This window comes from Alkalihalobacillus trypoxylicola (assembly GCF_001590785.1).
Lineage (GTDB): Bacteria > Bacillota > Bacilli > Bacillales > Bacillaceae_D > Alkalihalobacillus > Alkalihalobacillus trypoxylicola.
Genome location: NZ_LTAO01000023.1, coordinates 69,187 through 81,308, shown reverse-complemented (window position 1 = coordinate 81,308; position 12,122 = coordinate 69,187). Strand labels below are relative to the sequence as shown.

Annotated in this window: 9 protein-coding genes; 6 read left to right on the top strand and 3 right to left on the bottom strand. The window is 35.6% G+C overall.

From position 1 onward, the window contains the following. Positions 1 to 329 precede the first annotated feature (329 nt). The 4 genes from asnB to AZF04_RS13030 all read left to right on the top strand — a co-directional run bounded on the left by asnB (position 330) and on the right by AZF04_RS13030 (position 5,551). Positions 330 to 2,249 (top strand): asparagine synthase (glutamine-hydrolyzing), encoded by a 1,920-nt coding sequence (gene asnB, locus AZF04_RS13045; RefSeq protein WP_061949093.1) that lies wholly within the window; start codon positions 330 to 332, stop codon positions 2,247 to 2,249. A 168-nt stretch (positions 2,250 to 2,417) separates the two neighbouring features. Beyond that, on the top strand, positions 2,418 to 3,662 hold the full coding sequence (locus AZF04_RS13040) for an MFS transporter (RefSeq protein WP_061949092.1): 1,245 nt from the start codon (positions 2,418 to 2,420) through the stop codon (positions 3,660 to 3,662). A gap of 68 nt (positions 3,663 to 3,730) precedes the next feature. Further along, positions 3,731 to 5,029 (top strand): HD domain-containing protein, encoded by a 1,299-nt coding sequence (locus AZF04_RS13035; protein ID WP_061949091.1) that lies wholly within the window; start codon positions 3,731 to 3,733, stop codon positions 5,027 to 5,029. A gap of 15 nt (positions 5,030 to 5,044) precedes the next feature. Continuing rightward, positions 5,045 to 5,551, top strand: a complete 507-nt coding sequence (locus AZF04_RS13030) for a YwgA family protein (RefSeq protein ID WP_061949090.1) — start codon at positions 5,045 to 5,047, stop codon at positions 5,549 to 5,551. A 59-nt stretch (positions 5,552 to 5,610) separates the two neighbouring features. Here AZF04_RS13030 and AZF04_RS13025 read toward each other — a convergent pair whose 3' ends face one another. Together AZF04_RS13025 and AZF04_RS13020 are read right to left on the bottom strand one after the other, a co-directional pair. Continuing rightward, positions 5,611 to 5,796 carry a 2-hydroxymuconate tautomerase gene (locus AZF04_RS13025; protein WP_045481281.1) on the bottom strand — a complete coding sequence of 62 codons (186 nt, stop codon included), beginning with the start codon at positions 5,794 to 5,796 and terminating at the stop codon, positions 5,611 to 5,613. A gap of 65 nt (positions 5,797 to 5,861) precedes the next feature. Further along, the gene (locus tag AZF04_RS13020) at positions 5,862 to 7,535 is read right to left on the bottom strand and encodes a processed acidic surface protein (RefSeq protein ID WP_061949089.1); all 1,674 of its coding nucleotides are present in this window, start codon (positions 7,533 to 7,535) and stop codon (positions 5,862 to 5,864) included. 280 nt (positions 7,536 to 7,815) lie between these two features. Here AZF04_RS13020 and AZF04_RS13015 point away from each other — a divergent pair, with 280 nt between their 5' ends. Then, complete coding sequence (locus AZF04_RS13015; protein WP_061949088.1) at positions 7,816 to 8,340, top strand: YwhD family protein; 525 nt, start codon at positions 7,816 to 7,818, stop codon at positions 8,338 to 8,340. Between the two features lie 190 nt (positions 8,341 to 8,530). Here AZF04_RS13015 and AZF04_RS13010 read toward each other — a convergent pair whose 3' ends face one another. Next, complete coding sequence (locus tag AZF04_RS13010; protein WP_061949087.1) at positions 8,531 to 10,591, bottom strand: transglycosylase domain-containing protein; 2,061 nt, start codon at positions 10,589 to 10,591, stop codon at positions 8,531 to 8,533. Positions 10,592 to 11,165: 574 nt separating this feature from the next. Between AZF04_RS13010 and speB the strand changes: the two genes are divergently transcribed. Then, on the top strand, positions 11,166 to 12,038 hold the full coding sequence (speB, locus tag AZF04_RS13005) for an agmatinase (RefSeq protein WP_061949086.1): 873 nt from the start codon (positions 11,166 to 11,168) through the stop codon (positions 12,036 to 12,038). The last annotated feature ends 84 nt before the right edge of the window (positions 12,039 to 12,122 follow it).

Here is a 12,122-nt window from a genome sequence, read left to right as displayed (position 1 = left end):
TTTTATGTAATGAGAGATGAGACGGAGCACCCTTACATCTCTTGAATAGCTTTTTCAGCGTTGAGTTAGCTGAAGACAAGCCCTTGGGAAAGCAACTACCTAAAGTGGAAATCAAAAACCTAATCGTTTCGTTTTCAATAAAAGTTAGAAAGGATGAAATGGACTCTTTTTCAAAAAAATTCAATTAATGCGCATCTATTTGTATGACAATTCGTCCAATCATATTGAAGGAATCATTTCATAAATCATGTATAGATTATGCCAATAATAGTTACAACTGTTAATGAAGGAATGATCCCTTTCAATTTATGACGTGAGAAGGTGCAGTTATGTGTGGATTTTTGGGGGAAATAAAATTAACACAATTCATAGATAAACAAGTATTTAAGGAAGGTTTGGAGCTTATCAATCACCGAGGCCCAGATTCAACCGGACTTCTGGAAAATGAAGAAATCAGATTTGGTTTTAAAAGGCTAAGCATTATTGACTTAGAGAATGGCAGTCAGCCTCTCTCGGATGAAAGTAAAAGATACCATATTATTTTTAATGGAGAGATTTATAATTTTATTGAGCTTCGTCAAGAGCTTATGTTAAAAGGCTACCACTTTCAAACCGAAACGGATACGGAAGTCATTCTCGCTCTCTATGCTCAGCAAAAAGAGAGATGTGTTGAAAGCTTAAGAGGGATGTTTTCATTTATTATTTATGATGAGCTAGAAGGTAAGCTGTTTGCGGCAAGAGACCGATTTGGCATAAAACCTTTTTTTTATTACCAATCCTCAACAAGTATTTTGTTCGCATCAGAATTAAAATCACTAACTTATTGTATGTCACCAAAAGGTACACTGAATGATACGGCTATTCAACATTATATGAGCTTTCAATATGTACCAGATGAAATGAGTATGTATGAGGAGATAGAGAAGCTTCCTCCCGGCCATTTTTTGTCCAAAGAAAAAAATAAGCCATTAAAGGTACAGGCTTATCATCAAATTACTTTTCAAGCGACGCAAGATTCATTCTCACAGCATATTAAAAATGTGCAAAATGCCTTAGCTGATTCGGTTGAAAAACATATGAGAAGCGATGTTCCAGTCGGTGCATTCCTTTCTGGTGGAATCGATTCAAGTGTCGTTGTGGCACTTGCCAGCCAAATTAAACCTGATTTAAAAACGTTTACGGTAGGATTTGAGCAAGAGGGCTACACAGAAATCGATGTGGCTAAAAAAACAGCTGCTGAGCTTGGTGTAGAAAATATCCATAAATTTATAACTCCTGAGGAATTTTTAAGAGAGCTACCACGAATCATCTGGCATTTAGATGAGCCTGTAAGTGATCCGGCTGCTATTCCTCTCTATTTTGTAGCAAAAGAAGCGAAAAAAGAAGTAAAGGTCGTATTGTCAGGAGAAGGAGCGGATGAACTGTTTGGTGGTTATAATATTTACCGTGAAGCGCAAGCTGTTAAATGGTTTCATCATTTGCCTAATCGGATGAATAAATGGCTTTATCAGATTGCTTCTATTTTGCCAGAAGGATTAAAGGGGAAAAATTATTTGTTAAGAGGAACAACTCCTTTATCTCAAAGGTATATTGGAAATGCTTTTATATTTAATGAAAAGGAAAAAGAGAGGTTATTATGCAAGTATGAGGCTTCTCAACCAACCTCTAATATTGTTGCTCCTTTTTATCAAGACTCTACTCATTATGATCATTCTACAATTATGCAGTACATAGATGTTCATACGTGGCTGCCAGGCGATATTTTAGTAAAAGCAGATAGAATGACAATGGCCCATTCTATTGAATTACGTGTACCGTTTTTAGATAGTATGGTTCTAGAGGTAGCTCAGCAAATTCCAAGTAAATACAAGCTGAGTCATTCTACGACTAAATATGTTTTGCGTAAGGCGATAGAAGGTTTAGTTCCTGACAGTGTCGTAAATCGAAAAAAGTTAGGATTTCCAGTACCTATTCGATTATGGTTAAAAGATGAATGGTATGACTGGGCGCTTGAGCTTATTTATACAAGTCAGACTGATCAATGGATCGATAAAAACTATGTAAGAAAGTTATTAGAGGAGCATGCTTTAGGAAAGTTTGATCATAGTAGAAAATTGTGGACGGTTCTACACTTTATGATTTGGTATTCTCTTTATATTGATCACACTACAAGCATCTATCAAAGAATCGATAAACCACAGGATTTTGCCCCCTTTATCGTTAGCAAAGGCTCTCATACCTTTATATAGAGCTAGGCCAGCATAATAGCATAAGTAGTTATAAATGAGGTATAAATTAATAAAGAGTGAAAGAGCATTTCTTAGAAAATCAATTTTTCTAAAGAGATGCTCTTTTTGTATTCCCTGATTTTTGGTTTCAGTTATAATAGGATAGATGTGAGGAGAAGGAGAGATATAATGACATCTCAAGAAAAAACAATTCAGTCAACAACAAAAGCATCACAGAATAAAACAGTATACAGCATTTTATTTCTTTTGAGCTTTGTTCATTTATTAAATGATTCTATTCAAGCGCTAGTACCGGCGATGTTCCCTATTCTAGAAGAAGCAATGTCGTTATCCTATACACAAATTGGGATTATTGCCTTTGCTTTAAATATGACCGCTTCTGTTATTCAACCAGTTGTAGGGCTTTATACGGACAAAAAGCCATCACCGTATGCTTTACCAATTGGTTTATGTTTTACTTTTTTAGGGGTATTGCTATTAGCGTATGCTCCAGGATTTTATACGGTGGTTTTAGCTGTAACCTTTATTGGAATTGGATCGGCAACCTTTCATCCTGAAGGCTCTAGAGTTGCCTTTATGGCTGCAGGTAAAAAAAGAGGATTAGCTCAATCTATTTACCAAGTAGGAGGAAATGCAGGTCAAGCCTTAGCTCCTTTAATAACGGCTTTTATATTAGTTCCATTAGGGCAATTTGGCTCGATTTGGTTTACTCTTGTGGCAGGCTTAGCTGTCGTTTTATTATTTTATATAGCAAAATGGTATAAAGAGGAAATGCATAGAAGAGTGGCAAATAAAAGGAAAAATCATGGAACTGGAACAGTAATACTACAGCAGCATCGAAACAAAATTAGAATGGCTTTTGCTTTACTATTATTTTTAGTATTTGTGCGTTCTTGGTTTCACGCTGGAATCGCAAATTATTATCAATTTTTTGTGATTAATGAATATGGAATGACCATTTCACAGGCTCAAATTTACTTATTTATTTTCTTAGGAGCCGGTGCTGTAGGTACTTTTGCTGGAGGACCTTTAGCTGATCGTTTCGGTAAAAGAAATATACTAATTCTTTCTATGCTAGGATCAGCTCCGTTTGCGCTTTTATTACCGCATGTAGGGCCGTTCTTTGCTTATCCTTTAATGGCCATTATAGGGTTTATTATTTTGTCTAGTTTTTCTGTTGCGGTCGTCTACGGACAAGAGTTGATCCCGGGTAAAATTGGGGTTGTGTCTGGAATGATAGTAGGATTAGCATTTGGGATGGGGGCAATTGGTGCGGTTATTTTTGGGTTGCTTGCAGATTGGATTGGCTTATACTCTACGATGCTAATAGCTGTGTTTTTACCACTATTAGGATGTTTAACCTTTTGGTTGCCTTCTGATCAGTGGATGAATAAAGAGCTCAGTGAATCATGACAAATCTATTTCAATTCAGCTATAATAAATGGTAGTAGCTTGATCGGTTTATTAAAGGAGGGAAGGCATTGAATTCATCTATAACAGGTAAATTAGACGAAGAAAAAGTATTTAAGGATCCGGTTCACCGTTATATTCATGTAAGAGACGAGCTTATTTGGGAATTAATCGGAACGAGAGAGTTCCAACGATTAAGAAGAATTAGGCAGCTTGGTACGACGTATATAACGTTTCATGGCGCAGAGCATTCTCGTTTCAATCATTCTCTTGGAGTTTATGAAATAACAAGAAGGATTTTGGATGTGTTCAAGGGCAGACCTCAATGGGATGATCAGGACCGTCTGTTAACATTAGCAGCCGCTTTATTACATGACATTGGTCACGGACCATTTTCACATGCATTTGAAAAAATTTATGGAACGGACCATGAGGAATGGACAAGGAAAATTATTTTAGGTGATACAGAAGTAAACAGCATCTTAAAAAGGGTCCATCCTGCCTTTCCTCAAGAGGTCAGTGAAGTGATAGAGAAAACTCACCCGAATAAATTAATTACTAGTATTATTTCAAGTCAAATAGATGCTGATCGAATGGATTACTTATTAAGAGATGCTTATTATACAGGCGTCAGTTACGGACAGTTCGATATTGAAAGAATTTTAAGAGTGATGCGACCTATGGAGGAGCAGGTTGTAATTAAGCAAAGTGGTATGCATGCGGTTGAGGATTATATTATGAGCCGATACCAAATGTATTGGCAGGTCTATTTTCACCCAGTCTCAAGAAGTGCTGAAGTCATTATTAATCAAATTCTTAAAAGGGTGAAAGCATTATTTAAACAGGGCTATGCCTTTAAACAAGAGCCTCGACACTTTTTTTCGTTTTTTGATGAAAAAGTGAGCTTAGAGGATTATTTACGCTTAGATGAGTCGATAACCCTCTATTATTTCCAAGTATGGCAAGAAGAAGATGATCGCATTTTAAGAGATCTTTGTGTAAGATTCTTAAATAGGAAGCTCTTTAAATATGTCGAGTTCCACCCCAATCAATGGATGAAGGATTGGGCAACGCTAGAAAGAAGATTTCGTGAGATTGGTCTCGATCCGGACTATTATTTAATTGTCGATTCATCTTCTGATTTACCATATGATTTTTATCGACCTGGTGAAGAAGAAGAAAGACTCCCTATTCATTTATTGCTACCTAACGGAAAGATGAAAGAACTTTCAAGAGAGTCTGATGTAGTAGAAGCGATATCTGGTAAAAAGCGGACCGATCACAAATTATATTACCCATTAGATTTACTTGAAGATGATTCAGAGCATCAGGAAGCAAAAAAAGAGATTTTACATATATTACATTCTTAAAGGGAGGTTACTAGGTTGCTGAAGGACCATGCTAAAGTAATGCTGTTTCTTTTACAAGCGGGGGAAGTTGTTGGAAGAAAAAAGCTACAAAAGATGATCTATATTTCTAAAAAAATGGACATCCCTTTTTCGGAACGATTCAAATTTCATATGTTTGGTCCCTATTCGGAAGAATTATCGTTACGAATGGAAGAGCTGTGTAATTTAGGATTTGTTATGGAAAGGATGGAGGATAAAGGTAATTATCAACAATATCGTTATTCTTTATCAGAGCAAGGATTGCATTTTTTAGAGTTGAATCCGCAACAATGGCCGGACCAAAGAGAGCTCTTTCATTCATTAAATGACCAGTCTGCTAAATTTTTAGAGCTAGTTTCGACCTTGCTCTATTTTTCTGAGCTATCCAAGGAGGAAGTAAAGGAAAAGGTATTCACATTAAAAAGAAAGCAAAACTATAGTGAGGAAGATATTGAAAAAGCACACCAATTTATTAAACAGCTAAGAAAAAACGTATCATTATAATTTTCACATAAAAAGGGTTGTCATCATTGATTAAATGAGACAACCCTTTTTTCTTAGCTTTATTGATCGCTTGCTCTTTTTCCAGCGACAGCATAGTTCGTTTTTTTCATTTCTTCTATAATAATAGATATTTTTTCAGGGGGAGCGTCGACTGATTCAGATACAGCCTTTGTTACTTTTTCTACTAGCTCTTTCTTTTGTTCGTCGCTACGACCCTCTAGCATTTGTACAGTTATAATCGGCATCTCATTTCCTCCTTGATTGTAAGTATCCTTAGTATATCAAGAAACAAAAAACTGCACATGTTATTTTACGAATTCAAGCGTCTTTTTTGAAGTAGGAAAAGACCACCTGCGGCAAATAGTAAAACGAAACCAATAACTAACAGGTTATAAGATTCAGTAGCTGTATTAGGTAATTTTTGTTTTACTTGCCCCTGAGTAGATTCTTGCTTATCTGATGCCATTTTTTCTTTATCCAAGCTTGGTTTTTCCACAGCCGGTTTAGGCTTTGGAGTCTCTATGTTGGTTCCACCTTTAGGTGGTGGAACAGGTCTTGGATCTTTTACTACTGGAGGAGTAATGTGATCAATAACCTCACCAAAGAACCATCTATTCAGTAATTCAGTAGTAAAGATAAAATCAGCCAATAATTGACCATCAAAATCGTAAAGCTTAATAAGCAAATCGTGCTCACCTAATGATGTTAAATTAAGAAGGTTAAAGAATGATAAAGGAGTTTCTACGCCATCTTTTACTAAAAGGAATTCAGCCTTTATTTTAAATAAATCCATATATTCCTTAGAGATTAAAGCAAGCTCGATGAGCTCCTCTTTATCAAACTTCTCTCCATCTTCCATGTCTTCAAAGAGATATAAGAACTCCTCAAGTTCAAATAAAGCATCTATTAAACTTGGGTCTTCCTCAATTTGAGCAAGAATGTGCATAATAATTCTCTCAAACTCCTCTTCGGTTAAACCAATTTCATCGAAGAGTTTTTTTAGCTCTTCATCTATTTCAATATCTTCATCATCGTAGTAAAGAGAAGAGTAAATGAAATCATCTAGCTCATAATAAAACGTAAAATCATCTAAGCTTAGGTTGGCTTCTTTTAGGAGTTGATGTAGTTCATCAAGAGTAATCTCGTACTCTTCTAATAATTCAGAAATGACATCTTGATCAATAGGTGGGCCTAAATAAAACATTAATTCTTCGAGTGTAGGGATTTCGAATAATTCCAAATACCATACGTTATAGAGAAACTCATCTAGCTTGGACCTAGTCCATCCAACTGACTCTAGAAACGCCTCTAATTCTGCTTCATCAATCGTTTGAGAATAGTATAGAAAATCAAAAATCTGGTCATAAAATAAAAACTCGTCTAAAGAACGTTGATGTTTTTCTAAAAGCGAATTTAGGTCTTCAAAGGTCATTCCAAAATCATTCAATAATTCATTTAAAGAATCATCTGTAAGTACATCACCTAAGAAGTTTGATAATTGACCAATAGTAGAGAAGAAAGATAGATTAAAAGAATATTCCTCCTCTAAGTAATCCTTTAATTGCTTCTCTGTTAAACCAATAGTGTTTAAATATTGAGTTAATTCTTGAGCGCTTATGCTGAGAATTTCGTCTAAGTACATAAATAAATCATCATAAAACTTAAAATCTTGCCATTTTTTTTGATGTTGATTCAATGAATGTATAAGCTGTTCCTTTGAAATGAAATAATCATCCAGAATAACTTCGAGCATCTCCTCGTCCATAATTGGACCTAAGAAATCAATCATCTCATCAACTGAATCGAAATCACGAAATTCTAGTTCCCATTCATTCGCTAAATAATTTTCTAGCTGCTTCTCAGTCCAATTAATAGATGTTAAATAAGATTGAAGCTCAGCTGGTTTCCAGTCGGCATAAGTATGAATCGGCCCTATTAATAGAGTGATGATTATGGCGACCATTAATGTTTTTAAATATTTCATTGTGTTCCCCCTGTATTTTTTTTAAAATAGAAAATTCTGGATTTATTATATAGTATAAATTTCTAAATATCCATATATTTTTTTGTTTTTAATGAAAATAGATTATTAAAATTGAATATCTCATATATACTACTAAATAGGTTGATATACTAATGAATACTCGTATATACTTCGTATTTAATGAAGAGGTTTAGGTAAAGGTTAGACTAAACGTGTAACAAAATTAAGTCTGTGCTAAACTGTGTTATAAGAATATGTATGAAGAAAGAAGGGCTGAGAAATGGATTTATTAAATAACGATAATCTTAAAAAGAAAAAAGCGACCTTTAATATATTAAGTAATGATTCTTTAGATGGCCATGGAGGTTATGGCGCAGGAACTCTTAATTTAGATAATGTAACACCTATTTTTGTCGACCCAACTGAAGAAGAGGTATTTATTGATATGGGTGCTCTTCATGCCCGTTCAGCAGTTGAAAAGAGAATAAAATTTCTTAAGGAAAAAGATCAAGTTCCGAATGGTAAGCTTTACTGGTTAGTTTGGGTAACGATTTTATTTAAGGAACAAAAGCCTTATTACGGAGGAGTAGCAGGCTGTGAAATGACTGTGGATATATCTATTAGACGGGGCTATAAAAGCTTACCTGAGCATGTTAATCATATGGATAAATCGTTAAAGGGTCATATTCTCGTCAAGCAAATGGACGAAAAATCTCGTCATTTACTAGGGCAGTTTTTAAAAAATTACAATCATGACATGTGGGAGCATTCCACCCAAGAGCTTAAGGAGCAATTAGGAAAATAAAGAAAACGTATTTAGGTTTCTTGTTGAAGAAATAGGATAAAAAAATATGAATCCTTTTTGAACAATAAATGACAATCCTTGTGGTTTTAAGTAGATCAAGGTAAACTTGAAAGCGTATAATGTCAGAATTATACTAGGACAAAAAAAACTAGAGGCAGCTGCCTCTAGTTTTTTTACTTTAGTTATTCGATTATTCATTCATCCAACGTAAAAACCTTTTGAAAATACTATGTTCTTCCTCAGATTCCTCTTGAACGGTTTCTTCCATTTCTTTTTCGCTAGAAGGACAGGATTCTGTAGGCTCTGTTCCTTTAACGAAATAAGTAAGTCTACCCGTACAATTTTCATTAGCTAACAAGCCTGTTTTTGGATCGACCTCTAAAGCAGTAAGATTACGTGGAGGCTGAAAAGGAAGTTTTAATTCATTCGCTAAAGCTTCCTCTGTAAATTTTGCCCAAACCTGCTTGGATACTTGACTATCACCTTTGGTTTGTAATCTTCTACTATCATCATAGCCAACCCAAACACCTGTAACTAGCTGAGGTGTAAATCCAATCATCCAGCTGTCAGTGGAGGTGGAACCAGATTTTCCTGCTACTGGTCGTTTAATAAAAGGAGCTACAGAGCCACCGGTTACTGAAGTATAATCATTTAATTGGCGGTCAAACATTGCTGTCATCAAGTCGGTCATGATAAAGGTAAGCTCTGGGTCTAGCACTTGTTCATAAGTGGGCTTATTTTCAAAAAGAATTTCACCTTTGATATTTTCTACTTTTTTAATAAATAAAGGTTCCGTTTTAAACCCACCATTTGCAAAAGCACTATAGCCGTTAACCATTTCTAACACATTAACTGAGCTACTTCCAAGTGCTGAGGAAGGGTGTGGCTGTATCGTGCTCTTTAACCCTACTCTTCTCGTTATCTCACCTAATGTATCAAGACCTATAAAATAGTGGGTTTTAACGGCATAAATATTATCGGAAAAAGCTAAAGCTTGGATCATCGTTATATAATCCTCTGCAAAATTACTATTAAAATTATCAGGTGAATAAGGCTCAGATTGGCCATCGATTGGAAAATCGGTTTTTTCACTTTTTAATGTGGTTGTAGCTGTAAATCCATTTTCCAGTGCTCCATAATATAAAAATGGTTTCATTGTTGACCCCGGCTGTCTTTGAGCTTGAACTGCACGGTTAAAGCCGCCCTGCACATGTTGTTTTCCACCTACCAAAGCTTTTACATAACCGGTTTTGGGATCCATAGCCACAAAGCCAATTTCTAATTCATTAGTAGGCATTTCCTGCTCAATAATCTTTTCCGCTTTTTTTTGCATTTCTGCATCAAGTGTCGTATAAACTTGTAATCCACCTGCTTCAATTAAGTCGGGTTCAATACCTAATTGATGAACTAATTGATAATGAACGACATCATGGAAATACGGTCCTACTTTATCTAATGTTTGATGAGGCCTTTCTATATATATAAGCTCCTCTTCAAAAGCAGCATCCGCTTCTTGTTGTGTAATCATTTCATTTTCTACCATGGAGAATAAAACGACCTTTTGCCTTTTTTTGGCCAATTCCTCATTGGTTAATGGAGAATAATAACTCGGCCCTTTTGGTATTCCCGCCAACATACTTGCTTCTGCGAGAGTTAAATCACGAGAATCTTTATCGAAAAAATGAGCAGATGCTGCTTCGATACCATAGGCACCATGACCATAATAGACCGTGTTCAAATAACCTTCCAATATTTCCTCTTTCTCATAATTCATTTCTAATCTGAGTGCATATAGAAGTTCATTCCATTTTCTAGTCCAAGTCTTTTCATGATTTAAATATAAATTTCTAGCATATTGCTGAGTAATTGTACTTGCGCCCTGAGATTTTTCACCAGAACGAATATTTGCTAGGATAGCTCCAGCAATTCTTTTCGGATCAAACCCTAAGTGCTGAAAAAACTTACGGTCTTCCACTGAAATGGTCGCATCTATCACATCTTGTGATATGTCACTTAAAGAAACCCAATATCTATTCTCTCCATGATGGGTCTCGCCAATGATTTCATTGTTATCTCCATAGATAACCGTTGTTTGTGAAACCTGAATAGGGGGTGGACCTAGCATTCTTGTATAAGATAGTAAAGCGACAGCACTTCCAGATGCAAGCAGAAGAAAAACAAGTAATAAACGAAAAGCTAATCGCCATTTATTTCGTTGCCGTCTTCGTTTGCGGTTTAATACAACTTGCATTTTGTGTCACCTCTGAATATAAATTGTTCAAATATAATGAGAAGCTATGATTGCTAGAAAACGAAGATATTGCATTTAACTTCTCTATTAATAGGATGGGTAGAAGCCGATTATTTTAAACATGCTATCCATTGAAAGTGAACGGAAATTTATTTGCTTTTTGTTTTATTTGTTATATACTTTCTTTTGATATGCTATAGGATTAAAAAAAGAAGGTTAAGATAAGAGAGAATGCTATTCGCTATTGATTAACCTCACTTATATGAGTTCATTTCATCATTGCTTTATAAGTGAACGAAACCGACCATTCATTATAAAAATGTCTTAACTGTTTGCCAGTTCACACGTTGATTGTAATGATAGGTAATGACTCCCAAAGGATGAGCGCCGTTTGAAAAGCCACTCTTCGTAGTCAGAGTTAGCTGAAGACAAGCCCTTGGGAAAGCATCTACCTAAAGTGGAAATCAAAAACTTAATTGCTAGGTTTTCATTAAAAGATAGAAATGATGAAATTCGTTTATATAAATAAATAGTAATAAGAAAATAGAATGTTAGAGAAAAGGGAGAAAAACTAATGCGCTTTGATGAGTCATATTCTGGGAAAGTTTTTATTATGAGTCGAGCAACCTATGAAGAAAGTAAAGCAGTTATTTACGGAATGCCAATGGATTGGACGGTATCGTTTCGACCGGGTTCGCGATTTGGTCCAGCGAAAATTCGCGAGGCTTCTTTAGGATTGGAAGAATACAGTCCTTATATGGATAAACATTTAGAAGAGATCGACTATTTTGATGCAGGAGACATTCCATTGCCATTTGGCAATGCCCAAAGAAGCCTAGATATGGTTGAGGATTTTGTCGACAAGCTACTTGAAGATGGGAAATATCCTTTAGGTCTTGGTGGAGAGCATCTATTATCATGGCCAATCTTTAAAGCGATTCATAAAAAATACCCGGATGTTGCGATTCTTCACTTTGATGCTCATGCAGATTTACGTGAGGAATATGAGGGAGAGGTGCTATCGCATTCTACTCCTATTCGCAAAGCCTGCTCATTATTGGGGGCCCAAAATATTTACTCCTTTGGAATTCGTTCAGGCATGCGTGAAGAATTCGAATTTGCGAAAAAATCTGGTATGAATATGTTTAAATTTAATATAGTCGAGCCATTGAAAAAGGTATTACCAACCTTAGAGGGTCGTCCGATCTATGTAACGATCGATATTGATGTTTTAGACCCTGCACATGCTCCTGGAACAGGAACGGCAGAAGCAGGGGGCGTTACTTCAAAAGAGTTATTAGAAGCGATAACGTTAATTGCTCAATCTAATTTGAAAGTAGTAGGTTCTGATTTAGTGGAGGTAGCACCTAATTATGACCCGTCAGAACAAACGCAAATTACAGCAAGTAAGCTGATTCGTGAGATGTTATTAGGCTGGGTAAAATAATGAGCATTTAAAAAGAGAGAAATGAGTGGCAGTCATATGCCACCTCTTTTTTTCATGTTGAGATTTTAGTAATAGATGGTCATG